Genomic DNA, 23,226 nt, shown 5'->3' with positions numbered 1-23,226 from the left:
TTAATACCAAGTGCTGATATGAATATTAAGGTCCGCTTAATAGTGATGAATTTTATGCAATTTTTTATTTGGGGGGCCTGGCTACTCACTATTGGTGCATACTGGTTTCAAAATAAACAATGGTCGGGTGCACAGTTCGGAGCTATTTTTTCCACCATGGGTATATCGTCTATCCTGATGCCTACACTCACCGGTATCTTATCAGATAAATTTATTAATGCCGAAAAACTATATGGAATAATGCACATACTGGGTGGCTTAACACTCTGCGTGCTACCTATGGTAACCAGCCCTGTAACCTTTTTTTGGGTGATGCTTATCAATATGGCTTTTTACATGCCTACTTTATCACTATCTATTACGGTAGGTTACTCTGCCCTGAAAAGCCAGGGTATAGATGTAGTTAAGGCTTTCCCCCCTATCCGCACCTGGGGTACAATTGGTTTTATTGCCGCTTTGTGGACGGTTAGCTTAACGCATAACGAAACATCGGTTAACCAGTTTTATATCTCTGCCGCCGTTGCATTTGCGCTGGGGCTTTACGCGTTTACATTGCCTAAATGCCCACCATTAAATAAAAAAACGCAAAATAAATCCTGGATTGATGTTATGGGGCTAAATGCCTTTGCATTGTTTAAGTCATCCCGTTTTGCCATATTTTTTGTGTTCTCTTTACTCTTGGGTGCAGCACTGCAACTTACCAATGCTTATGGGGATACCTATATACATGATTTTAAAAACGTAGCAGCTTATAAAGATACTATTGCTGTAAGATATCCTGCTATAATTATGTCTATCAGCCAGATATCAGAAACGCTGTTTATCCTGGCAATTCCATTCTTTCTGCGCAAATTTGGTATCAAATATGTAATGCTATTCAGTATGCTGGCCTGGGTATTGCGCTTTGGCTTGTTTGCCTTTGGCGACCCGGCTAATGGTTTGTGGATGATCATCCTATCGTGCATTGTGTATGGAATGGCTTTCGATTTCTTTAACATTTCCGGATCGTTGTTTGTAGAGACCCAGGCCTCGCCCGAAATTCGCGGCAGCGCACAGGGTTTATTCATGATGATGGTAAATGGCTTTGGGGCGTTATTTGGCAGCTTTGCCAGCGGTATCATCATTGACAGATATTTTACCTTGCCCGATAATAGTAAGGACTGGCATGGCATATGGCTTACTTTTGCTATATACGCATTGGTTATATCCATTATTTTCCCCTTTGTGTTCAGGTATAAACATAACGCGGCGCTTAAGCATGCCATTGAACACGCTTAGACCAACACATGAAAAAGCATTACCGTAAAGAGAACGACTGCCTAAACTGCGGAACAATTTTACAGGGTAATTTTTGCCATAATTGCGGGCAGGAAAACCTACAGATGAAAGAAAGCTTTGGGCACATGCTTAATCATGCTGTAAGTGATTATTTCCACTTCGACTACCAGTTTTTTCATACGCTTAAACCACTGTTTTTTAAGCCCGGCCATTTAACCAACGAATATAATGCCGGCCGCAGGGCACAATACCTGCACCCCGTAAAGATGTACATCTTTATTAGCTTAGTTTTTTTTGTGGTAGCTTTTGGAGGAAGCAGTCACCACAAGGCTGAAGTGGAGCTTGAGCATAACCCTGAAACGATATATAAGGCGGATAGTGTTAAAAAGGCTTTTGTAGACAGCATTAAAAATAGCAGCAATCTTAGTGCTGCACAAAAAGCGGCTATTACTGATCATGTGACTGTTACAACATCTGAAGAAAAAGGAAAAGTAAAATATAATCTGGATTATAACCAAAATGGCAGCATGGACATGTTAGGTGTAAAACTTGAACATGACAAAACGTATGCTGACTATCTTAAAAGGCAGGATAGCTTGCCACCTATGAAAAAAGACAATATTTTAGAGAGATATATCGCCAAAAAAGCATTTGACTGGCAAAGCCAGGGCAAAAACGCGCAGGAAATGTTTGTTGAGGCTTTAAAGCATAATTCGCCTAAGGTGATGTTTTTACTTTTGCCGCTGTTTGCGCTGATATTAAAGATAGCATTTTATAAAAATCATAAATATTACGTTGAGCATATTATATATGCCATCCATTTACATTGCTTTATTTTCCTGTTTTTGATAGCGATACTGTTGTTAAAACTAATTATTCCGCATGACTGGAATAAAATATCCGATTGGCTCGAGTTTTTAGCAGCCTTAACTATCATTTGGTACATTTATCGTTCGCTGCGTGTAGTATACAACCGAAGCAGGTGGCGCACCATCACTAAAATGCTTGGGGTCTCGTTTATGTACTCTATAATATTTGGTTTAAGCGTATTTGTGATAGTGTTAATTACTGCCATAACTACGGTATAATGCTAACACTTATTAGTTTTGATAGTGTTTAATTTGTTAATGTCGAGTTTTGCTCTTAATATGTATATTGAATAATTATAACGATTTATTATGCCCCAGATAGACTCAAGCTTTTGTGCACACCTGCAAGATATAACTGAAATTAAAATAAGCGACGACCATGTTTGTGAAGAGTGTATTAAACAAGGCACTACCTGGTTTCATTTACGCACCTGCCAAACTTGTGGTGTAACGCTGTGTTGCGATCAATCGCCACAACAGCACATGACCAAGCATTATCACGCCACGCAGCACCCTGTAATTGCATCGGCACAACCCGGCGAAAGATGGTTGTGGTGTTATGTCGATGAAGAGTTTGCAGAGTATTAACAAAATTCATTGCCTTGTTATAATGATTGTTATATACTACCCTAAAAACACATTCGCCGGCTATTTTTTGGCTTTTCTACATTAGCGGTTAATTTTACATAATAGTGTTCGATTTTTAAAGGTTATGTACTAAAGCTGCCAACCAGGAATGGGTGTTTACAATGCCAGTAAAGCGGCTGTACGATCATTTGCCCGTACATGGACACTTGAACCTTCAGGCACATAAAACCCGTGTGAACATTATTAGCCGGGTATCTACAGATACTGCTACTTTCGAAGGTGTATAGCAGGAAGTAAAAGATTCCTTTACAAGTAAACACCTATAGGGCGATTCGATACATACGAAGAGATTGCGTCAGCACCTTTATTCCTCGCCTCTGCCCATTCAAGCTACATAACAGGTATTGAATTATTTGTAGATGGTGGATTAGCCTAAATACAAAATACTTCCATAACAACTTAAAAGCTCCTAATGGAGCCTTTTTTACTTTATAGCATTTTTGTGTTAAACAAAGTTGATTAAACCGGTAATTTCAATTTAATTTGCTAAAAATATTAGTAAATGCTGCGTATTAGGAAACAAAGGACAAAAAGAGATGTGCTGGGGTTCAGGCTTCCGATGCTTACTTATGAAGAACCACCACTGGATGTTACCGATATTATCGTAATGGATCCGGACAATACCTTTTTCATGCGCATGGGTTCTGATGCAATGACAAGTTATCATATTTTACCCGATCATGTGCTGGTGGTTGATCGCAGCTTAAGGCCCGCAACCGGTTGCATTGTAGTATTTTTCCACGAAGGCGAGTTTTATACTCGTGAATACTGCCCCGGTAAGGATAGATTGGTTTTAAGGGGAGACAGACCCGATGATAACATTGAAATAGTACATACTGAGCATTGGAATTGCTGGGGAGTGGTGACACTTACACTGAACCCTGTACTGCCGCCGGCTTTAAAAACAGGGAGGTATATAGATGTTTGCGCATGTTGACATCAATAACTGTTATGTAAGCTGCGAGGTGCTTTTTCAGCCACAGTTGAAAGGCCGCGTAATTGTTGTGCTGAGCAACAACGATGGTTGTGTTATAGCCCGGAGTAACGAGGCCAAAGCAATAGGCATAAAAATGGCTGATGCGGAATTTATGGTCAGAAAAAACCTGTCTGAGCATAATGCCGTGATATTTAGCAGCAATTATCCGTTATATGCAGATATGAGCGCCCGCCTGATGAATAACCTTGCACGCTATACTTATACCTTGATGGTTTACAGTATAGATGAAGCCTTTATGGCTTTAGGGAATATTCACAGCCTTAACCTGGAGGAACATGCAGCTACTATCAGCCGGGAAGTAATGCAGAATACCGGCCTATCTATAACCATAGGCATTGGCCCGACATTTAGCCTGGCTAAAATGGCAAACAAGGCGGCCAAACGGCAAAAGCGCGATTACCTGGTTTTAGATACTGAAGAAAAAATAAATGCTATTGTTGAAGATTTTCCTATAGAGGACGTTTGGGGAGTAGGCCTTGCCTATTTTAATAAACTATTAGAAAGTGGGATTAAAACAGCAGGCGATTTCCGCAGGTGCAAGGCCGATTGGGTGCGGCAGCAAATGACTGTACAGGGATGGCGCCTTCACCAGGAATTATGGGGCAAACCCTGCAACGTCATCCGGGATGTAGCAGAGCGTTCAAAAGGGATCGAGTCGAGCCAGAGCTTTAATACTTATCAAACAACGTTGGAGGCAATTGAAGAGGCCGTTTGCATGCATGCTGCTACCGTTGCGCTTAAATTAAGGCAGCAAAATAGCATGGCGCTTAACATTACAGTTTATCTGCGAACTAACAAGCATAATGTTAAGCATGACCAGTACTATCCCAGCCTTACCGTTAAGGTTCCGTTTGCTGCAAACAGTAATCATGCGTTTACAAGAGTATGTCTGCAGGCGTTAAGAGCTATATGGCAACCTGGGTTTAATTATCTGAAAACCGGAGTACGGGCGACAGGTATAGTGCCGGCCGGCGAGGTGCAATGCAACCTTTTTACCGGATACGACCATTCCCGAGAGCAAAGGCTTGCTTCATTGATAGATGAACTAAATGTCAGATACGGGCGTGGTACTGTACGTATCGCTGCTGAAGGTTATGAAAAAAAATGGGTAATGAAGCAGGAATACTTAAGCCAGCAGTATACCACTAAATGGCAAGATATCATCGTTACTAAGTAATTCTATTTAAACGATAATTTGTTTATAATTACTAAAGATATTAGCTTTGCTAATTAAATTATTTTATATGTGCGGACACGTTGAGATAGGCGAACAAAAGGATATCAAAATTATTAAGCGGGATGGCAGCGCTTACACTCCTAAGAATAATAACGGAGCGAGCGCCGGATCCATGCTACCGGTGGTAACTGATGCAATGCCTGACAAGGTGCAGCAATTTAGATGGGGCCTGCTTTCGCTGGATGATGATCGGATACACAGTAAGAACAAGCACGCACGTATCGAGTCGTTGTTGCATGTACCGCTATGGCGTGAATTAGTTGGACACAAACATTGTGTTGTAAGGGTACAGGCATTTTTTGAGTTTAACCGTGATAGGCAGGTCAGGTATCGTATTGAGCGCACAGATGGTAAACCTTTTTATATTGCCGGGCTTTGGGATATCTGGCTCGATATCAAAACCAATATTTTACTGCCTACCTTTGTAATGATGACCATGCCTCCAAATGAGGCCATGGCCCAGGTACACGACCGCATGCCGGCTATGATGGAGCGTAACGACATAAAAGCATGGATAGACCCAACTTATACCGGTCAGCAACGCATTAGTTACCTTTTATCACATCCATGCACTTCAGATCAACTTAAAATTACGGCTGAAAAAGATCCCAACCGAAGTTAACATATACCTGATATCAATCTTTAATAAACCTGATGTTATATCTTATGCCGGGGTCGTCGTTATCGCTGTAAAACATTAGCTTTAAATTGTTATTGTAATTTTCCTGTATACGAAATCCCAATCCTTCTGCTGTCCAGAACTGAGCAATAGTGCCATCTATTGATGGTACACTATCAAAATAATAGCCACCGGGATAAGCATTAAAACCGGATTGATTGTTACCAGGGATATATCTCCATAACGTAGATGATGTGAGCTTTTTAAGCGACGTAACATCAATAATCTGATCGTTAACATCCGTAACACCAATTGCCTTAGTTAAATCAACAAAGTCTTTTTTGGTAGGCAACCTCCACCCTTTTGGCAGCTTCAGTGCTTTTACTTCAGCATAAGTATAAAATTTTCCATATTCAGGATGATTATTATTGTCGCGATAAACACCTTCAGCTCCTTCAAAATTAGCATTAGTCCAGCTTTTACCGCCAATTTTAACAATATTATAAGTCTTACCATACAGCTTTATATGCGTGTCATCTATCGTTTCTTCCTTTTTACATGATGAGTTAAATAAAATAATGAACAGTAAGCCCGTTAAGTAGTACCTTGATCGCATAATGAAAGTTAATTTTTCACTATGACACATTTATACAAGCAAACGTTACTTATTAAATAATTACAATATAACTCGGTAGCATAAAGCCATAAAATAATAAAGCTGGTTTTTTAACCAGCTTTATTATTTACCTTAAGTAATACAACTACCCAAAACTCATTGGCTTCAAGGCTAAATGTTTATTGTACACCTAAATGTAAAGATGAGGTACATTTGACACTTAAAGTAAAGTATGCATGTCGCCCATTAATTTACAGTAAGTAATACCCTTATTGACCCTAAAAATGACAGTAAAACACATTGGAGATAATTGATATTACTTGGATCCTTTTTGCTGGGTTTTTAAACTTTATTAAGTATAAGTTATTTCTTAGTTGTGTCCGGAGGAGCAATGGTAGCCGAATCGGTAACGTTATTGTCGGCAGTATCCTGTGAACCAGCTCCACGGCCTGAATGATGCCCGTTAGTCATGGTATCGGTAGTTACGCTGCTGGTATCATTATCTTCCGGGTTATTACTGCCTCCACATGCAGTTAAAATTGTGCAAATACATAAGCAGGCAATAGCTATCTGTTTTTTCATGGTATGTGATTTATATGTTGTTATTTAATGTTAAAACCAACATTGATATAACACACACTGATAATGATGGTTTTAATTTAGAATTAACTATGTTAATCTTCATAAAAACACCTCATAGATATTTCTACTGCATAATCAGAAATAGTGTATTGATTATCATGGCAAATAGTCATTATTAAATCAATACACCAGATGTATTAGAATAAGAAAGGTAATTAAGAGAAATATTGGTTGCGGAGCCAGCGTAAAGGCCAATTTACTTATCTATGCAGGTATAACTTTAAAGTAAGCCTTGCCACGTATTTAATAAAAATAAACGCAGTGCCAATTATAAGCTACCTATAAAGGGAAACTTGATAAAACAGAGGAAATACTCTTCCTCTGTTTTTATCGAATATTATTAATATACCGCGTCTGGCGCTTTATAATCAAAAATAAAATCAACTATTTTTTTTAACTCGGGTATCTTTAATTTGCTACCCTTGTATTCCCACTTTTCTTTTTCCTTATCAATAGTAATAGCACCTAAAAAGTTAGGGTCATTTTCATCCATTGGTTCGTTCGGAATTTCTTTATGGGCTAATTTATTTAAAAATTTTGCAGAAAAAATCTTGTAAAGGCCGCTTCCCCAAACGCCTTTTTCTGTTACAATTTCTACGTGCTTTTCAGTATCGTTCTCTGTACCAACTTTTAAGATTACCATATCGCTTAGGCTTTAAAATATATTATAGTGACAAATATTACATCAAACTTGTTTGAACGTTTTTGTTTTTTTTAACATCCGGGCAAGCAAATCTATTAAAATAAAGATTATCAATTTGTTAACTATTGTTTAATAAATAGCATTATTTTGAAAATGCAGCTATTGTTTTTAATATCTTTGGCTTGCTGCTAAAGCTCCCTAATAAATTACTCAACGTGAATTTCCCCACGCGTATACTTATAAATGTGGTTTTTAATATAGTTTGGTGTTTAACTGCTCTATTAAGTTTTAACCTTGTTGCTAAAGCGAAAGAACCATCCTCATCTGCAGATACTATTGAGTTTTATAACAAGTTGGTTTCCCGCTACAGATACGATAAGCCAGATTCTGCTGTTTTTTTTGCCAACATTGGCCTTAAATTAGCCAAACAACTAAAAGACTTTACAGGTCAGGCTATTATGCTTAACCAGTTGGGAATGATAGATGATAATATTGGTGATTTTGAAAGCTCCCGAAAAAAATATATTAAAGCACTTAGCCTTTATAAAAGAACGGGCAATACAAAAGGCATGGCAACCGAAAATATACGCCTGGGAGTTGTTGAGATGCGTAAGGGCGAATATGATAAATCTATAGGTTACTTTTTACAAGCCCTGGATATCAGCCAGCATAACGGCAACAAAGCCGGGCAAATGGAAGCCTACATTACTCTTGGCGAGGCTTATGCAGGCCAAAAAAAACATGATAAGGCGTTAGCCTATTACCAAATTGCCGAAAATCTTAACAACCATTTGCCCTTTACTAACCTATCGTTAAACCTGTTCAATGATATTGCTATCTCCTACCGTGAAACAGGAAAGTTAAATGAGGCAAAACCTTACTTATTTAAGGGTATCGGGCTTAGCAATACGCCACAATACCAGGGCTTAAATATTACGCTTATTAATACGCTCGCATCTGTATACGCTAAAGCCGGAGAGCAGCAAACTTCTATAAAGCTACAGGAACTTGCTTTAAAAAAAGCCCGGAAAATAAACAATTACATACGCCAGATACAAACCCTTACAGGCTTAGCAACCACTTATGGAAGTATAAACACAAAAAAATCACTTTATTACTGGCAGGAGGCTTTAAAACTATCACAAAGCCGGCAAGCTTATAAAGAGCAGGTAGATGAACTTAATGCCATAGCAGAGTTGCACGAGAAAGAAAAAAACTTCAAAGCCGCTTATGATACCCGAACCAGGCAGTTTCATATAGCCGACGAGTTTTTTTATAAAAAAATGAGCAAGCAGATAGTAAACCTGCAAAATGCTTATGAATTAAATCAATCTAAAGCGCGCGAACAGGAATTACGTTTTGCCAATAATAAACAAATACTTGAACAAAGAATTTCATATGGTATAATCGCAGCGGCATTGATTATTCTTGTGGTAGTGATTGTTTACTATTTTAGGCTTCGTAAACTTAACTTACTGCTTAATAAAACCAATGCCGATCTACGGGAGTCAAATACGGTAAAAGATAAGCTGTTCTCTGTATTAGGGCACGACCTGCGTTCTCCTTTTATCTCCGTTATTAATCTGCTTGAAATTATTGACGATGACATTGAACCTGAGCAACGTAAAGCCTTGCTTGATCAGTTGAACATGAATGCCCGCGTATCGCTTGAAACCTTGGATAGCCTGCTACGCTGGGGGCAAAAACAGATCAAAGGCATACCAATTAATCCCTCCAGATTTAATGCGAAATCTGTTATAGATAAAGCAGCTGTTTTTTTATCGGCCGTTGCAGAGAACAAGCTTATTACCATTATTAATACCGTAGGAAGCCATATAGAAGTTTTGGCAGATGTGGATCATTTTGAATTTATTATACGCAATTTATTATCCAATGCCATAAAGTTCAGCAGCAACAACAGCACGGTATATGTAAATGCGGTTTTAATGGCAGATAAAAAAGTGGCAGTAAGTGTAAAAGATAGCGGAATAGGGATAGCCGGTGAAAAACTGAGTGAGATTTTTGACATCAACAATACAAGCACACGCGGAACAGGCAACGAAAAAGGTACCGGATTGGGTTTATTGTTATCAAAAGAATTTGCTGAAGCTAACGGCGGGACAGTAACTGTGAAAAGCGAACTTGGAAAAGGATCTGAGTTTACTGTAATCCTGCAATCTGTTTAATATTCAACAGTTTGATCGTCAGTTACCCCTGTAACTTCACGTTCTACGGTCACGCTGCACTCTCCTACAATAACAGCAATAGCACCAACTGCAGCAAGTACCGGGGCTAATACTGCAGCCACTACCCCAACAGTCAGCGGGAATGTCATGATTTCTTTGCCGGTTCTATCACTTATAGTTATACTGGTGATATTTCCTTCTTCAATAAGTTCTTTAATCTTGTTTACAAGATTTTTACCGTTGATGTTGAAAGTTTCCCTGGTTTTCATAATATTTAGATGTGTAACAGGACGTTATGTTACACATCAATGGATTTTTGCATAGCAATAGCAGTATCGGGACAAAGATGCGTGAATTCATCGGAAGTCTTTATAGCCTCGGGCAGGTCCATTCTTGCAATATGCTCATAACCAATACGTTTAAAATAATCCTTAGCAGTTGTGGTAAAAAGATATAACGCGACTAATCCTTTATTAGCGGCCAATTCTTCGATGTGTTTAACCAATTGTGATGCTATGCCTTTGTTACGATACAATGTGCTAACCGCCAATGAACGCAACAAGCCGTAATTACTGTAAACTTCAAGGCCAATTACGCCAATTGTTTTATTATCACTTAAAGCAACATAAAAATCTCCCGTTATCGCTGTGAAATCTACAGCCGGCAGGTTTTCCGTCAAAAGCAATATCAGGGCATCATCCTTATAAAGTTCAGCTGGTTTAATTTCTGTTTCCATATTTGTACAGCAAAATCTTAGAGGTTTTGTTTGTAAGACAAGTACTGAGTTTTAGGGGTTAACTCATCAATCTTTTTTTTCACATGATTGTATATTTAAGTATGAGAGTATACCAGCAAATAATTGATCTTACACAACACAGGCGTGGTTTTCATATTATAACAACAGAAGTAATACGTGCATTACCTCAAATTGCAGAAATCAAAACCGGCATTTTACAGGTTTTTATACAACATACGTCCGCATCGCTGTGTATTAATGAAAACGCCGACCCTACCGTAAGGCGGGACTTTGAAATGTATTTTAACAAAGCTGTGCCAGAAAATGACCCTGACTACCGCCACAATGACGAAGGCCCGGACGATATGCCGGCACATTTAAAGGCAGCAATGCTGGGCAGCTCAGTTACTATCCCTATCCACAACGGGCGTTTGGCACTTGGCACCTGGCAAGGAATTTATTTATGCGAACACCGTGATCATGGCGGCGAACGCACCATAGTAATTACTGCCTGGGGTGAATAACTAATGTCGCAAAAATCCTGTTGATTGTCGCATTCACGCTGTATTACAAAGGGAATGATTATTGAGATTTGTAAATAAAAACGAAAAATATGGAACTGATCGAAATCATCAATACTTCCAAACAGTTACATGTACAGGAATCAAGAATTGAAAAATCGAAGATTACCATGTCATGTATCAATCATTTGCAACTGTGTGATGTGTCTGCTGTAAATGTTAAAATAGTCGACGCTGATTTAAGCGATCTGGAAATTGAAGGTGCACAACTGGGTGGCGCTTACCTGCACAATATTGGTATGCCGCCTAAAGGGCACCCGTACCACGACCCGAATGCAAAACAGCGACCGCTTAGATTTGAAAATTGCGATTTGAATGGCAGCACTATCAATAACTGCGATTTAAGCAATGTTGCCTTAACGGATTGTGAAATTAAAGGAATGACCATTGACGGTATACCTGTAGAAGAAATGTTAGCGCTTTTTAAAAACAGGTAAAATAGCCCTGAAATATTCTGTTCATAAGTGTTTATAAAGATTGTTGCATATTTGCAATTATGGAAGTAAATGTATTGGCGTTTGGTATTGCTAAGGATATTTTTGGCGGCTCATCGGTATCCGTAAGCTTGCCAGATGATGCCAACACCGTTCAGTTAAAACAAGCTCTTGAAGAACATTTTCCACGATTAAAACTTATAGCCAGTTATTTGGTGGCCGTTAACAATGAGTATGCCGACGAAGATCTTTTGTTAAGCACGAGGGATGAAATAGCAATTATTCCACCAGTAAGCGGAGGGTGATATGGAAGTCCTGATTGAATTACTTGACGGCCCACTGAATGTGCAAACCTGTACACAATGGGTAACATCACCTGATGCCGGCGGTATTAATGTTTTTATTGGCACAGTTCGTAATGTTACAAAAGGAAAGCCTGTAATTAAGCTTGAATTTGAAGCCTATAAACAAATGGCTATTAACGAGATGCATAAAATAATTAAGCAGGCCTTTGAAAGATGGCCACTTAAAAAGGCACTTCTGCACCATCGTACAGGGACGCTTGAAATAGGTGAAATTCCGGTGATCATAGCCGTTTCCGCAGCGCATCGGGACGCTGCTTTTGAAGCCTGCAGATTTATTATAGATACCTTAAAGCAAACCGTGCCAATCTGGAAAAAAGAGTTTTTTGAAGACGGAGAAGTTTGGGTTGCAGCGCATCCATAATCTATTTAGTGAGTAGTTAGTGTGAATAGTAGGGGCTTAAATTAAATCTATAGTAGACTCTCAATTTAAACCTTTAGAATTTTAATATCAGAGTTTAACTCCTGGCTTCCATTTTCCTAACCCTCCCTCCAATGATAAAGCGGTGATATTAGGCGCTTTATCAAGCATTAATTTAACAGCTTCTGCGCTGCGTTTGCCTGATGAGCAATAGAAAACATAGGTTTTACCCTCGCTGAATTCGCCAAGATTATCGGCTATTTCATCCAGCTCAAAATGCAGGCCTCCGATGTTGATCTCATCATGTTCCTGATCGGTACGAACATCAACCAAAACAATGTTGCCGCTGGCCAAGCCTTTTCTGGCTTCATCTGCGGTAATAGTCAGTGCTTCATTAGTTGTATTAAGCTCCTTGATGATTGTTTTAGTGGTTAAACCTATTTTTATCACCCTGCTTTGCATGCTATAAGCATCAAACGTAAGCAGCTTGCCTGCAAGCAGGTCGCCCGTACCGGTAATTATTTTTATTACCTCATTAGCCTGTATACAACCAATTATACCGGCCAGAGTGGGTATAACACCGCCCACTGAACAATTTGGCACCTGAGCGGCGTTTACCTGCGGAAAAACGTCGCGATAGTTTGGCGACCATGTGCCATCTTCATTAGCAACATTCCATACCGCAACCTGTCCCTCAAACTGATAAATGGCCCCGTATATTACCGGCTTGCCGGTAATTACCCCCGCATCATTAATGAGGTAACGGGCATCAAAATTATCTGTACAGTCAACTATAATATCATAATTATTAACAAGTTGAATTATATTTAATGAAGTAATTTTTACCTGATGAGCTATAAGTTTTATTCCCGGATTTTGCTTTTGCAGCCTATGGCAAGCTGTACTTGCCTTTGAAAGTCCAATATCTGATTGATCATATAAGATCTGCCTGTGCAGGTTACTTTCTGACACAACATCATAATCTGCTATCCCAATTGTGCCCACCCCACTGGCTGTCAGATATTGAGCAGCAGGGCAACCTAAGCCGCCTGCTCCAATAATAAGCACTCTTGCCGCTTGCAACAGCCCCTGCACTCTTTCATCAAAACCAGGCAGGGCCATTTGGCAACTGTATCTCAACCAATCTTCTCTCATGAGGCGTTATTTTTTATTGTAAAATATTGCCTTATTCGTTCTTTATCTTCAGGTGTATTTACATTAGCCAACGCATCATTAGCAGGTGTTGGCAATAAGTTAATTTCATTGTTAATGAGTGCCTTTCTTGGACATGAATAACCCTGCCGCAGAAATTGAAGTAAAGTTAAATAACTCTTTGTTTCATAAATAGTTATTAATGGTTCTGGAAAATCATTATAATTACTCTTAAAAGCTGTTGCCATATAAGCCGTATTACGATTATTGGTTAGGCTATCAAGTATTTGTTTATCAACAAGGGGCAAGTCACACGCTACTACCAGCCATGCACTATCCGGCTGGTGCCGAAAAGCAGTAAGTATAGCTCCAAAGGGGCCTAACCCTGTAAAGGTATCCGTAAGGGTTTGATAAGCGGTATCTATCTGACTTAGTTGAGCTTCATCCCGGCAGGATATATATACCTCGTTGCAATAGCTCGTAAGCATATCCGCCATAAAGTAACGCTGCTCTTTTCCATGCCAGTTTATAGCGCCTTTATCTACTCCCATCCTTTCGCTTTTACCACCTGCCAGTACCAGGCCGTTCAACACAGGTTTAGTGTCCTTAAGCTTGCTTTCAAAAAAACTGACAATAGCAGGCACGTCATCATTTAATCTCATAACCGGGATTTCCTGCCAGTTAGTAATGTACTCCTTTATAAAATCAAAAAGATCATCTGTATTGTCGGCCAATAAAAACAATTGCACGTTGGTCAGCTCTTGTACCCGTTTCTGTAAGGATGCCCTTTTGTTGAGATCAACAATCACTACCTGGGCTTTTGCTTGTTGATGGTTACCATTTACCAATACCAGATCCGCATTGTTAAATAATTCACGCTGCTTAAAAACTGTCAGCGGTTCGTTGTAATTTAATTGAGAGTAATTGATCTGATCCGTATACTCCAAATAGGCATTATCCGCCAGGCGTCCCGGCAGCTGGGTTATATCATCACTGTGCGAGCTGTCTGCATAAGCACATTTATATTTCGGTGATAACGCTTTAATGATCTGTCCGGCCAAAAATTTAATAACCGTACATGGCCCGCCAACAATCGACCACTCGTTTCGTGCAAAGTTGCCTATCAGCGGGCGAGTGATGGCCGCATGATTTTTATTTTCGTTCAAAATCACTCTTACCTCCCGTTTTTAAAATTAGTTTTGTTTCCTTTATTACAATATCGTGGCTTAGGGCCTTACACATATCGTACACGGTTAATGCCGCCATAGATGCACCAACAAGCGCTTCCATCTCTACTCCGGTTTTTGCGGTAATGCTTGCAGTACATTGTATTAAAACTTCATTTATTTCAGATAACTCAATAGTAATCTTACAGTTATCCATACCAATTGGATGGCAAAGAGGGATTAACTCTCCAGTTTTTTTTGCAGCCATAATACCGGCTATAATTGCAGTCTGAAATACCGAGCCTTTTTTTGTCTGCAGTTCTCCATCAACTAAATGTGACAGGATTTCCCCGGGCAGCACTACAATGCTTTGTGCTGTGGCGGTACGGTGGGTTACTTGTTTGGCCGATACATCAACCATTGAGGGTTGATTTTTATTATCTAAGTGTGTAAGCATGGCAATTATGATTTGCTGGATAAAAAATTAATCATATCAGAACTTCCATACTTTAAACACCTCTCCTGCTTTAAAATTGGTACGGTTGGCAGGCAGTTCTATAAATGCATCTGTATCAACCAGGTTTGCAAAGTCGCCAGAACCGTTACCTTCAACAGGCGTAGCCGTAAGGACAGCCTCATGAGTAAAGTTAAGCTTTACCTGCAAAAAATACTGCAACGGCGGTGTAAAAGTGAAATCTGTTGCCAAACGTGCATAAATAGTTGGAGGTTGCGGAAGGTTTAATGATCTATTAAGCCATGGCAAAAAATACCGGTGCAGGCACATAAATGTTGCAACTGGGTTGCCCGGAAACGCGAACACCAGGGTACCGACCGGGTGTTTGCCAAACCAGAAGGGTTTACCGGGCCGCTGCGTTACTTTATGAAAAAGCTTTGCAGCCCCAGAATTTTCAAGTGCGGCAGGTATATAATCAAATTTACCCATAGAGATGCCGCCGCTTAACAATATCACATCATACTTTTGCAGGCAGTCCTTTAATTTCACTGCTATGATCAATGGATCATCCGGTATATGCAGCAGATCTGCAATTATTCCATGCTGACTTAGTGCTGCTTTAACCATATAGTTATTAGAACGTCGTATCTGGTATGTTAAAGGCTCAGCAACCACATCAACCAATTCATCCCCAGATGATATAACAATTATTTTTGGCAGCTTTTTCACCTTTAAACGTGTTTTACCAACCGATGCTGCCAAGCTGATAATGGCCGGGGTAATACGCAGGCCGGCTTTAGCTGCTATATCTCCCTGTTTTTTGTCCTTCCCTTTTTGATGGATGTTTTGGCCTTGTTTAATGTTGGCAGGATCAATCAACACAAAAACCAAACCTCCCTTTATTTCAATGTCTTCGTAACGAATAACTGTGTCAACTGAAGCTGAAAGCGCTGCACCTGTCATAATTTCAACGCACTCATTGATGTTAATGATATTAACCGGACTTTCACCCGCCGCTTGAGTGGATCTAACTGTAAAAGTATTTATTTGCTGTACAAAAGCCTGATAAGTTATAGCAATACCATCCATTGTAGCGCGATTGTATGGTGGCAGATCACGATCGGCAACAATATTTTCGGCCAGTACCCGGCCTAAAGCATGCTCAAAAGGAACAACCTCCGTACCGTACTCCTGTTCTTGCGCCAGGATAATTTTTTCAGCTTCCTCTACCGATATCATATCCATTATTTAACCACCAATAGTAGCCATAGACTCGCTTGCCGGATTTTCGAGCCGCTTCCGTTCTGCCTGCCACCCGTCTTTTTCTCGGGTATTTAAGGCTGCAAGTAATGTTCTTTCCAACTCTTTTTCAGTGATACTTAAGCGTAACAGATCTTTGATATTTAAAACCCCATCATCATACAGGCAGTTTTTAAGCACACCTTGCGGAGTAATTCGAATACGGTTGCAGGAGCCGCAAAACGTTCGTGAGTAAGCTGCTATAAGGCCGACCGTACCTTTATGACCGGGTATTTGATAATTATATGATGTTGAAAATTGAGGATCAGAGATTTTTTGAATAGCCGGAAAACTGTGTCTCATCTCTTCAAATATTCGCACATAATTCCATGCAATGCCGCTGTGTGTATGACCATCCCCATTAAAAGGCATTTCCTCAATAAAGCGAACGCTTACAGGCAAAACCCTTGTTAGTTCTACAAGCGGAATAATATCCTGTGTATTTTTGCCGCTCATTACAACGGTGTTTATTTTTACTTCGATGTTGTGCTTCAACAACATCTCCAGGGTTTCCATAACGCTGGCAAACTCATCACGACGGGTTATCGAGAAAAAACGATTCGCATCAAGCGTATCTAAGCTTAAGTTTACCGAACGTACACCAATCTTCTTAAGTTCAGGTACAAATGGCGCTGTTAGCACGCCATTTGTGGTTAATGTCAGCTCATTTAAACCATCCAACTTTGAAAGTGTGGTCAATAACTGCATGATGTCCTTACGTACAAAGGGTTCACCGCCGGTAATGCGTATTTTATCAATGCCCATTTTAACAAGCAATGTGCATGTTTGCAGTATTTCCTCGTAGCTCATTAGTTCAGTACGTGAAAGCCAGTCTAATCCTTCCTCCGGCATACAGTAAAAGCAGCGCAGGTTGCACCGGTCGGTTACGGCCAGGCGCAGGTAATTGATCTTTCTTCCGTGATTATCTAACAGCATAATGTATTAACGCAAGTTACGCAAAGTAACATATAAAAAAAGAGACACTAATTCGCGTCTCTTTAGGTGTTGTAATAGAATGATTTTTACCCTTATTTTACAACTGAAAATTTGTAGATAGACAGTGTTTTATATGTCTGCCCGGGTTTCAATTCAGTGGATGGAAATGTTGGCTGATTAGGTGAATCCGGGTAATGCTGTGTTTCCATCGCAAAAGATGTACGGAAGTCGTCTTTTTTACCGCCCTTCATGGCGTTTTGCGATTGCATAAAGTTACCGCTGTAAAATTGCAAGGCCGGCTCCTCTGTGAATATCTCCATCTTAATTCCGCTCTTATCGCCAATAACGGTTGCAACAGGTACAGTAAGATCATGGGCGCTTAGTACAAAGTTATGATCATATCCTTTACCATGTTTCAACTGTATATTGTCCTGGTTGATGCGATCGCCTATTTTAGTTGGTTTGGTAAAGTCAAATGGGGTACCGGCTACTGCTTCAATTTTTCCCGTAGGAATAAGAGTACTATCAACCGGTGTGTAATTGTCGGCATTTATTTGTACAGAATGATCTAAGATAGTACCGCTACCTTCGCCATTTAAGTTAAAGAAGGCATGGTTGGTAAGGTTAACCACTGTATTCTTATCTGTAGTAGCAGAGTAGTTCACTTTCATGGCGTTATCATCGGTAATCTGATAGGTTACTTTAACATTGAGGTTACCCGGAAAACCACCTTCCATATCTTTAGCCAGGTAGCTTAATTCTAAAGTAGCGCTGTCTATCAGCTTAGCATCCCATACTACTTCCTGAAAGCCCGGGTGGCCGCCATGTAAAGTATTAGGCCCATTATTGGTAGCTAAAGTGTATTCTTTACCATCAAGCTTAAATTTCCCTTTGGCAATGCGGTTACCATACCTGCCGATAGTGGCGCCGTAATAAGGTTCTTTAGAGTTAATGAAACCATCCACACTATCAAAACCTAAGACCACATCTGTCATCTTACCATTTATATCGGGCACTAAAAGGCTAACTATGCGGCCGCCATAATTGGTTACGGCGGCTTCAACTCCATTTTTATTTTTTATAATGTATAAATGGGTTTGTTTGCCATTTATGGTCTTTTCAAATGCTGATGCTGGCGGTAATTGAGGTTCGGTCTTAGTGCTGTCTGTCATTGTAGATGCTTTTTTTTGTGCAGATTGATTGCAGGCTGCAAATGTAACTCCGGCTGCGATCATCACGGCCAAAGTTGCTTTATTAAATGTGTTTCTCATAATTTTTTGTTGATGTATCTTATTTATCAGTTGGTGCAACTAATTTAACACCTTCTGCTATTGGTTCTCCAAAAATCGGGCTGCCGTCTGCATTCCACGTAAATTTTTGCATGCGAGGTGATCTGAAACCACCACAACCCTGCCCCGGTTTTGAATTAGCATGATATATTATCCAATCCTCCTTACCATCGGCAGATTTAAAAAACGAGTTATGGCCGGGAGCATATACTGCATTTTTAACAGACCGTTCAAATACCGGTTTTGTTAATTTTGTCCATGATTTTGGATCAAGTAAGTTGCTGTTTGCAGAAGCGGTCAACATGCCCAGCGCATAAAAATCTGTCCAGCAACCACTGGCGGAGTAGATAAGGAAAAGCTTATCTCCATGCATCAGTATCTCCGGCCCCTCATTCACATTAACATGCGGCGGATTACTGTCCTTACCCAGATCGCCATTTTTTTCCCAATCATAAAGCGGCCCCGAAATTTTAGAGCGCTGGCCGTCTATAGTCCAGGGGTTTTTCATTTTAGCGATATAAATATCCTGCTGTCCATTATAATCGCCTTCCCAACCAGACCATATCATGTATAATTGCCCCTTATGTGTAAACACAGATCCATCTATGGACCACTTGTTGGTGTCGTCACCTACTTTACCTTTAAACGTCCAGTTGCCTTGTGTTGGGTCTGCAGAAGCGTTTTCAATTACATACATACGGTGATGATTGTTATCGCCATCATCAGCAGCAAAATACATGTACCACTTACCATTTAGGAAATGCAGTTCGGGCGCCCATAATTCTTTAGAATATTCGGTATTAGCCGGTGGAGTCCAAACCACTTTTTTTTCAGCCGATGCAAGATCTGCCATGTTTTTTGTTTTCCATATCGCCAGGTTATGCCCTGTTGAATTGGTATAATAGTAATAACCTTTATGATAGATAACCCATGGGTCGGCACCTGACGGCAGTAAAGGGTTTGTAAACGTTTTTTGCTGCGAAAAAACCGCTAAGGATAGTAAAGTGAATATTATGCTTGTTAAAGCTTTTTTCATGATTTATAAATTTAATGCCTCCGGACCCAAAACTGCGCTATCGCAGATATAGGTAGGCACTATGCCGGTAGTTTGTATGCGGTTATCCGCATCTTTTGGCAAGGTATTGCCTGAAAGCACCAGTACTGTATCCAAGCCAAATTTGTTGCCCCCTACTATATCTGTTTCCAAAGTATCACCAACCATCACTATCTCTTTTTTTGTAATTGGCCGGTATTCGCGAATGAGGTCATACGCAAACATAAACATTTGTGAGTCGGGCTTACCAAAACGAATGAATTTTTTACCCACAATGGTTTCTATCATTTCTGCCAAGCCGCCAATGGCTATGCCTACATCCTGTTTAGATACCGGATAGGCATAATCGGTATTGGCAACTATTGCCGGTATGGTGCGTTTTCGTAAAATATTTACAGCCTTGTTCAGATCGTCAAACCAGTTGAAGCCCTCATCATCTAAAAAAACAAGCGCGTTCACTTTATCAATATTACTGTTATTGACATCACGTACCGGCAAAGTCTTTAAACCCGCGCTTTCAATATAGTGCGCCGACTCATCTGTACCCAAATAAGCTACGTAATCACCCTCTACCTTAAGTTCCAGATACTCTTTTGTGAGCTGGCCGGATGAAATGATCCTATCGGCAGATATAGCGTGCAGGCCCTTTACATGATAGGAATCTGCCAATTGAGCCGGGCTGCGCGACGCATCATTAGTAACTATATAGTATTCTTTTTTTTGATCTTCCAGGTAGGCAAAAGTACGCTCGATCCCAGGCAACAACCCACTATGTGTTTTTAAAACGCCAAATGCATCAAAAAATATAATCTCGTAACGGTCAATAATCGATTTAAAATCCTCAATGCGCTTCATCTGTCAGTTATAATTTGATCGAGTCGTTCAAGATAACAAAACCATCTGTAATCAACATTAATGCAATTCAAGTGCTTGTATTATTTTTTCAGCATCAAAATCCCGATCTACCGATGGCAAATAAATATCAAAGGCTTCAGCTTGAAGTTTTTTTGCATACTGTTCATTAAAAAAGTATTGCCCGTCCTTTATTACATAGTTGAGTATAAAAAAACGGTATGCTTCTTTTAAAAATCTTATCTCATCGGCGGTGATTGGGTTAACCGCATGGTATTCTTTCAAAAAAAGAATAAAACGGTCTTCCATCATAGGCCCTATCACATAACTAAACACTGTGCGATCGCCGATATCAGACACTACCCTGCTGAAAAAATAAAAATCAAGCAGGCGGTAACTCATCCTAAACCAGTCGTAATCCCAGCGGGAGTAAAGCTCCAGATCAGGCGTAACCGAGAAATTACCAATATTCCAGTCAATGAATACCGGGATGATCTCGAACGAACTCATCGTGTACCGCGACCGGTTTTTCAAAAACTGTTCACAATGATGTTTTAAAGTTTCAACCTGTGCAGGTGTCCCAAAATCGTCGCCATTTTTTTCTAAACGGCGCTGCAGGTCGTAAATATCTGTACGCAACGTTTTGGAAGACTTTGGCAATACGTTTTTTACCCTTGAGCATGCTTTATGAAACTTGCCTAACTGGCTGCCTAATTTCCTGATCATGTCATCATTCAGGCGCCGTGGCAGCCGCTCCATCATGCGTGTGGGATTATAAAACACCACCCAGGCATCGTCTTTACCCTGCTTATACCTGTAAATGTAAACACGGTTATTTTTTAATAACGATTTTGACAGCAGGTTTTCGAAAGGATACAACAAATTGTTTGACAACGACTGTATGATGCGATGGTCTTCTTTGAAATGCTCAAATTTACCGAAAAAGGAAAGTTTGGCTATCACTATATCGTCGTCATCAAATGTGATGCGATACACATGATTGGTGGATACCATCGCACTGATATCATCAATGCTTTTGATGATTTTTGAGTTATCATAGCCCTCCCAGGCAGATCTGATGATTAGGTGAAAATCCATTTTTTTTGAACCGGGACTGCAAATACAATAACTTATACTGTTGCCCTAAGTTGATATTGGTTAATACGGCTAAGATACTATTGTTTGTAACTTTTGTTAAACATCAATTTCACACACTTTCAAAGTATCTTTTCAACTCCCAGTCACTTACACTTTTAGCATATTGCCGATGTTCCCATAGGCGTGTTTGGGTAAAATGCTGCACAAAGCCCTCACCAAATAAATTTTTAGCTACTGAAGATTGCTGCATGGCCACCGCAGCATCGTAAAGATTGGTGTGCAGGCTACCGTTGGCTTTGTCAGCGTAGCCATTTCCCTGGGTAGGCGATACATCAAGTGTCAGCTTATTTTTTATTCCATATAAACCAGAGGCTAATGCCGCAGCGATGGCCAGGTATGGGTTGGTATCAGATCCGGGTATGCGGGTTTCCAGTCGGGTGTATTTTTCTGAAGTGTTGATAACGCGCAATGCTGTAGTGCGGTTGTCAATAGCCCAGGTAATAGTGGTTGGCGCCCAAGCTCCTTCTACCAGGCGTTTATAACTATTGATGGTTGGCGCATACATGGGCAATAAGTGTGGCAGGCAATACAACTGACCGGCCAGGTACTGCTTGTGCAGCTCGCTCATTTTATGGATATCGGCAGCATCATAAAACAGGTTTTGCGACAGATCTTTCGTCCACAGGCTTTGATGTATATGCCCGCTGCAGCCGGGAAGGTTTTCATTCCATTTGGCCATAAAGGTGGCGGTTATACCATGCCTGGCTGCTATCTCTTTTACCGCTGTTTTAAATAGCACCGCCCTGTCGGCAGCTTCAAGGGTTTCGGCATGTGTTATGGCTGCCTCGTAAACGCCTGGGCCGGTTTCTGTATGTAAACCCTCAATAGGTATGTTAAATTGTGTTAACAGATTAAAAAGGTCGTTATAAAAGCCGCTGTTTTGGGAAGGCCTGATGATCGAATACCCAAACATGCCCGGCGATAATGGCTGCATGTTGGCAAAACCTTTGTCCTGCAGTGTTTGCGGCGTTTCAAGGAAATTGAACCATTCAAACTCCTGTGCAAACTCGGCATGATAACCAAGTTCGTCGCACTCCGCTACTATTTTCCTAAGCAGGCTACGTGGGCAGGCATCTAAAGCCTTTCTATCGGGCCTGGTATAATCAGCCAGAAAAAAAAGTATGTTATCCTCCCATGGTATCATCCGGAAGGTTGAAAGATCTATATAACACTGTTTATCCGGGTAGCCGCTGTGCCAGCCGGTAACCGCAACATTGTCGTAAGGCGCATCGCTGATATCCCACCCGAAAACTACATCACAAAAACCATAACCACCCTGCAAACCATCTAAAAACTTTTGTTTGCTGATCACCTTTCCTCGCAAAACACCATCAATATCGGCAAAGGCGAATTTGATTTTTTGAATATTGTTATCGTTTATATAGGCTATAACCTGCTCTTTATTCATTGTAATAGGATAGAATTGGCAATTTAAATAAGAAAATTGAATTCTGGCAAAACTAGTGCTTCTATAATTCCGGGCGGCACTGGGGAATATTAATGTAACCACAAAGGCCAACTTTTCCGGTTGTTCACGAACACACATACGAACATCGTGAACACGAGTAATTAATTGATAGTCAGACATTTTAAAATTTCGGTGACACAACAGTGTCATTAATAACTCCAGCATGGTTATTAATCATAAAAAATTAAA

General features: G+C 40.2%; 28 protein-coding genes. 13 read left to right on the top strand and 15 right to left on the bottom strand.

The window, feature by feature from the left end; translation table 11 throughout:
- The first annotated feature begins 18 nt into the window (after positions 1-18).
- From ACFQZX_RS08885 to ACFQZX_RS08850, 8 genes are all read left to right on the top strand, one after another.
- A complete protein-coding gene (locus ACFQZX_RS08885) occupies positions 19-1,278 on the top strand; it encodes a nucleoside permease (RefSeq protein ID WP_377113962.1) in 1,260 nt (419 codons plus the stop codon).
- 8 nt (positions 1,279-1,286) lie between these two features.
- On the top strand, positions 1,287-2,366 hold the full coding sequence (locus ACFQZX_RS08880) for a DUF3667 domain-containing protein (RefSeq protein ID WP_377113959.1): 1,080 nt from the start codon (positions 1,287-1,289) through the stop codon (positions 2,364-2,366).
- A gap of 90 nt (positions 2,367-2,456) precedes the next feature.
- Positions 2,457-2,735 carry a UBP-type zinc finger domain-containing protein gene (locus ACFQZX_RS08875; RefSeq protein ID WP_377113957.1) on the top strand — a complete coding sequence of 93 codons (279 nt, stop codon included), beginning with the start codon at positions 2,457-2,459 and terminating at the stop codon, positions 2,733-2,735.
- Positions 2,736-2,896: 161 nt separating this feature from the next.
- Complete coding sequence (locus tag ACFQZX_RS08870; protein ID WP_377113955.1) at positions 2,897-3,022, top strand: hypothetical protein; 126 nt, start codon at positions 2,897-2,899, stop codon at positions 3,020-3,022.
- A 35-nt stretch (positions 3,023-3,057) separates the two neighbouring features.
- Positions 3,058-3,171, top strand: coding sequence for an SDR family oxidoreductase (locus ACFQZX_RS08865; protein ID WP_377115317.1), 114 nt, complete (start codon positions 3,058-3,060; stop codon positions 3,169-3,171).
- Positions 3,172-3,297: 126 nt separating this feature from the next.
- A complete protein-coding gene (locus ACFQZX_RS08860) occupies positions 3,298-3,732 on the top strand; it encodes a LexA family protein (protein WP_377113952.1) in 435 nt (144 codons plus the stop codon).
- Complete coding sequence (locus ACFQZX_RS08855) at positions 3,716-4,969, top strand: Y-family DNA polymerase (RefSeq protein ID WP_377113950.1); 1,254 nt, start codon at positions 3,716-3,718, stop codon at positions 4,967-4,969. The genes ACFQZX_RS08860 and ACFQZX_RS08855 overlap by 17 nt, the downstream gene beginning before the upstream one ends.
- A 67-nt stretch (positions 4,970-5,036) precedes the next feature.
- Positions 5,037-5,651 (top strand): SOS response-associated peptidase family protein, encoded by a 615-nt coding sequence (locus tag ACFQZX_RS08850; protein ID WP_377113948.1) that lies wholly within the window; start codon positions 5,037-5,039, stop codon positions 5,649-5,651.
- Positions 5,652-5,664: 13 nt separating this feature from the next.
- Here the strand turns inward: ACFQZX_RS08850 and ACFQZX_RS08845 are convergent, their stop codons facing one another.
- The 3 genes from ACFQZX_RS08845 to ACFQZX_RS08835 form a co-directional block, all read right to left on the bottom strand.
- Positions 5,665-6,264, bottom strand: coding sequence for an FISUMP domain-containing protein (locus tag ACFQZX_RS08845; RefSeq protein ID WP_377113946.1), 600 nt, complete (start codon positions 6,262-6,264; stop codon positions 5,665-5,667).
- 363 nt (positions 6,265-6,627) lie between these two features.
- A complete protein-coding gene (locus tag ACFQZX_RS08840) occupies positions 6,628-6,846 on the bottom strand; it encodes a hypothetical protein (RefSeq protein WP_377113943.1) in 219 nt (72 codons plus the stop codon).
- Positions 6,847-7,246: 400 nt separating this feature from the next.
- Positions 7,247-7,549: a hypothetical protein gene (locus ACFQZX_RS08835; protein ID WP_377113940.1), complete on the bottom strand. Its 303-nt coding sequence runs from the start codon at positions 7,547-7,549 to the stop codon at positions 7,247-7,249.
- A 215-nt stretch (positions 7,550-7,764) separates the two neighbouring features.
- Here ACFQZX_RS08835 and ACFQZX_RS08830 point away from each other — a divergent pair, with 215 nt between their 5' ends.
- Positions 7,765-9,735, top strand: a complete 1,971-nt coding sequence (locus ACFQZX_RS08830; RefSeq protein ID WP_377113938.1) for a tetratricopeptide repeat protein — start codon at positions 7,765-7,767, stop codon at positions 9,733-9,735.
- Here the strand turns inward: ACFQZX_RS08830 and ACFQZX_RS08825 are convergent.
- Complete coding sequence (locus ACFQZX_RS08825; protein WP_377113936.1) at positions 9,732-10,004, bottom strand: DUF4342 domain-containing protein; 273 nt, start codon at positions 10,002-10,004, stop codon at positions 9,732-9,734. The genes ACFQZX_RS08830 and ACFQZX_RS08825 overlap by 4 nt on opposite strands.
- 29 nt (positions 10,005-10,033) lie before the next feature.
- Positions 10,034-10,471: an arsenic resistance N-acetyltransferase ArsN2 gene (gene arsN2, locus ACFQZX_RS08820; protein WP_377113933.1), complete on the bottom strand. Its 438-nt coding sequence runs from the start codon at positions 10,469-10,471 to the stop codon at positions 10,034-10,036.
- A 101-nt stretch (positions 10,472-10,572) separates the two neighbouring features.
- Between arsN2 and ACFQZX_RS08815 the strand changes: the two genes are divergently transcribed.
- From ACFQZX_RS08815 to ACFQZX_RS08800, 4 genes are all read left to right on the top strand, one after another.
- Positions 10,573-10,995: a secondary thiamine-phosphate synthase enzyme YjbQ gene (locus ACFQZX_RS08815; protein WP_377113931.1), complete on the top strand. Its 423-nt coding sequence runs from the start codon at positions 10,573-10,575 to the stop codon at positions 10,993-10,995.
- Between the two features lie 89 nt (positions 10,996-11,084).
- Positions 11,085-11,489, top strand: coding sequence for a pentapeptide repeat-containing protein (locus tag ACFQZX_RS08810; protein ID WP_377113929.1), 405 nt, complete (start codon positions 11,085-11,087; stop codon positions 11,487-11,489).
- Positions 11,490-11,548: 59 nt separating this feature from the next.
- Entirely contained in the window at positions 11,549-11,791 is a 243-nt protein-coding gene (locus ACFQZX_RS08805; protein ID WP_377113926.1) for a MoaD/ThiS family protein, read from the top strand.
- A 1-nt stretch (position 11,792) separates the two neighbouring features.
- On the top strand, positions 11,793-12,212 hold the full coding sequence (locus ACFQZX_RS08800) for a molybdenum cofactor biosynthesis protein MoaE (protein ID WP_377113924.1): 420 nt from the start codon (positions 11,793-11,795) through the stop codon (positions 12,210-12,212).
- A gap of 87 nt (positions 12,213-12,299) precedes the next feature.
- Here the strand turns inward: ACFQZX_RS08800 and ACFQZX_RS08795 are convergent, their stop codons facing one another.
- From ACFQZX_RS08795 to ACFQZX_RS08750, 10 genes are all read right to left on the bottom strand, one after another.
- Positions 12,300-13,364 carry a ThiF family adenylyltransferase gene (locus ACFQZX_RS08795; protein ID WP_377113921.1) on the bottom strand — a complete coding sequence of 355 codons (1,065 nt, stop codon included), beginning with the start codon at positions 13,362-13,364 and terminating at the stop codon, positions 12,300-12,302.
- Positions 13,361-14,527, bottom strand: a complete 1,167-nt coding sequence (locus ACFQZX_RS08790) for an NTP transferase domain-containing protein (RefSeq protein ID WP_377113918.1) — start codon at positions 14,525-14,527, stop codon at positions 13,361-13,363. Before ACFQZX_RS08790 ends, ACFQZX_RS08795 begins: the two co-directional genes overlap by 4 nt.
- The gene (gene moaC / locus ACFQZX_RS08785) at positions 14,514-14,984 is read right to left on the bottom strand and encodes a cyclic pyranopterin monophosphate synthase MoaC (protein WP_377113915.1); all 471 of its coding nucleotides are present in this window, start codon (positions 14,982-14,984) and stop codon (positions 14,514-14,516) included. The genes ACFQZX_RS08790 and moaC overlap by 14 nt, the downstream gene beginning before the upstream one ends.
- Positions 14,985-15,020: 36 nt before the next feature.
- A complete protein-coding gene (locus ACFQZX_RS08780) occupies positions 15,021-16,226 on the bottom strand; it encodes a molybdopterin molybdotransferase MoeA (protein ID WP_377113913.1) in 1,206 nt (401 codons plus the stop codon).
- 3 nt (positions 16,227-16,229) lie between these two features.
- Positions 16,230-17,216 carry a GTP 3',8-cyclase MoaA gene (moaA, locus tag ACFQZX_RS08775; RefSeq protein WP_377113910.1) on the bottom strand — a complete coding sequence of 329 codons (987 nt, stop codon included), beginning with the start codon at positions 17,214-17,216 and terminating at the stop codon, positions 16,230-16,232.
- Between the two features lie 92 nt (positions 17,217-17,308).
- On the bottom strand, positions 17,309-18,487 hold the full coding sequence (locus ACFQZX_RS08770) for an aldose epimerase family protein (protein ID WP_377113907.1): 1,179 nt from the start codon (positions 18,485-18,487) through the stop codon (positions 17,309-17,311).
- Between the two features lie 19 nt (positions 18,488-18,506).
- Positions 18,507-19,541 (bottom strand): glycoside hydrolase family 43 protein, encoded by a 1,035-nt coding sequence (locus tag ACFQZX_RS08765; RefSeq protein WP_377113904.1) that lies wholly within the window; start codon positions 19,539-19,541, stop codon positions 18,507-18,509.
- Positions 19,542-19,544: 3 nt separating this feature from the next.
- A complete protein-coding gene (locus ACFQZX_RS08760; protein ID WP_377113902.1) occupies positions 19,545-20,414 on the bottom strand; it encodes an HAD-IIA family hydrolase in 870 nt (289 codons plus the stop codon).
- 57 nt (positions 20,415-20,471) lie between these two features.
- Positions 20,472-21,509, bottom strand: a complete 1,038-nt coding sequence (locus ACFQZX_RS08755) for a hypothetical protein (RefSeq protein WP_377113899.1) — start codon at positions 21,507-21,509, stop codon at positions 20,472-20,474.
- 109 nt (positions 21,510-21,618) lie between these two features.
- Positions 21,619-22,977 (bottom strand): glutamine synthetase family protein, encoded by a 1,359-nt coding sequence (locus tag ACFQZX_RS08750; RefSeq protein WP_377113897.1) that lies wholly within the window; start codon positions 22,975-22,977, stop codon positions 21,619-21,621.
- Positions 22,978-23,226: the final 249 nt, after the last annotated feature.

This window comes from Mucilaginibacter litoreus (assembly GCF_042676805.1).
GTDB classification, from domain to species: Bacteria; Bacteroidota; Bacteroidia; order Sphingobacteriales; family Sphingobacteriaceae; genus Mucilaginibacter; species Mucilaginibacter litoreus.
Note: the sequence above shows the minus strand (reverse complement) of the source record. Positions and strands in the feature narration are given on the sequence as shown.

Coding starts and splice junctions, on each gene's coding strand:
- ACFQZX_RS08840 (WP_377113943.1), bottom strand. CDS start 6,846: ATGAAAAAACAGATAGCTATTGCCTGCTTATGTATTTGCACAATTTTA.
- ACFQZX_RS08885 (WP_377113962.1), top strand. CDS start 19: ATGAATATTAAGGTCCGCTTAATAGTGATGAATTTTATGCAATTTTTT.
- ACFQZX_RS08795 (WP_377113921.1), bottom strand. CDS start 13,364: ATGAGAGAAGATTGGTTGAGATACAGTTGCCAAATGGCCCTGCCTGGT.
- ACFQZX_RS08770 (WP_377113907.1), bottom strand. CDS start 18,487: ATGAGAAACACATTTAATAAAGCAACTTTGGCCGTGATGATCGCAGCC.
- ACFQZX_RS08755 (WP_377113899.1), bottom strand. CDS start 21,509: ATGGATTTTCACCTAATCATCAGATCTGCCTGGGAGGGCTATGATAAC.
- ACFQZX_RS08860 (WP_377113952.1), top strand. CDS start 3,298: ATGCTGCGTATTAGGAAACAAAGGACAAAAAGAGATGTGCTGGGGTTC.
- moaA (WP_377113910.1), bottom strand. CDS start 17,216: ATGCTGTTAGATAATCACGGAAGAAAGATCAATTACCTGCGCCTGGCC.
- ACFQZX_RS08815 (WP_377113931.1), top strand. CDS start 10,573: ATGAGAGTATACCAGCAAATAATTGATCTTACACAACACAGGCGTGGT.
- arsN2 (WP_377113933.1), bottom strand. CDS start 10,471: ATGGAAACAGAAATTAAACCAGCTGAACTTTATAAGGATGATGCCCTG.
- ACFQZX_RS08810 (WP_377113929.1), top strand. CDS start 11,085: ATGGAACTGATCGAAATCATCAATACTTCCAAACAGTTACATGTACAG.
- ACFQZX_RS08845 (WP_377113946.1), bottom strand. CDS start 6,264: ATGCGATCAAGGTACTACTTAACGGGCTTACTGTTCATTATTTTATTT.
- ACFQZX_RS08765 (WP_377113904.1), bottom strand. CDS start 19,541: ATGAAAAAAGCTTTAACAAGCATAATATTCACTTTACTATCCTTAGCG.
- ACFQZX_RS08750 (WP_377113897.1), bottom strand. CDS start 22,977: ATGAATAAAGAGCAGGTTATAGCCTATATAAACGATAACAATATTCAA.
- ACFQZX_RS08760 (WP_377113902.1), bottom strand. CDS start 20,414: ATGAAGCGCATTGAGGATTTTAAATCGATTATTGACCGTTACGAGATT.
- ACFQZX_RS08850 (WP_377113948.1), top strand. CDS start 5,037: ATGTGCGGACACGTTGAGATAGGCGAACAAAAGGATATCAAAATTATT.
- ACFQZX_RS08870 (WP_377113955.1), top strand. CDS start 2,897: ATGCCAGTAAAGCGGCTGTACGATCATTTGCCCGTACATGGACACTTG.
- ACFQZX_RS08880 (WP_377113959.1), top strand. CDS start 1,287: ATGAAAAAGCATTACCGTAAAGAGAACGACTGCCTAAACTGCGGAACA.
- ACFQZX_RS08835 (WP_377113940.1), bottom strand. CDS start 7,549: ATGGTAATCTTAAAAGTTGGTACAGAGAACGATACTGAAAAGCACGTA.
- ACFQZX_RS08805 (WP_377113926.1), top strand. CDS start 11,549: ATGGAAGTAAATGTATTGGCGTTTGGTATTGCTAAGGATATTTTTGGC.
- ACFQZX_RS08855 (WP_377113950.1), top strand. CDS start 3,716: ATGTTTGCGCATGTTGACATCAATAACTGTTATGTAAGCTGCGAGGTG.
- ACFQZX_RS08800 (WP_377113924.1), top strand. CDS start 11,793: ATGGAAGTCCTGATTGAATTACTTGACGGCCCACTGAATGTGCAAACC.
- ACFQZX_RS08825 (WP_377113936.1), bottom strand. CDS start 10,004: ATGAAAACCAGGGAAACTTTCAACATCAACGGTAAAAATCTTGTAAAC.
- ACFQZX_RS08875 (WP_377113957.1), top strand. CDS start 2,457: ATGCCCCAGATAGACTCAAGCTTTTGTGCACACCTGCAAGATATAACT.
- moaC (WP_377113915.1), bottom strand. CDS start 14,984: ATGCTTACACACTTAGATAATAAAAATCAACCCTCAATGGTTGATGTA.
- ACFQZX_RS08780 (WP_377113913.1), bottom strand. CDS start 16,226: ATGGATATGATATCGGTAGAGGAAGCTGAAAAAATTATCCTGGCGCAA.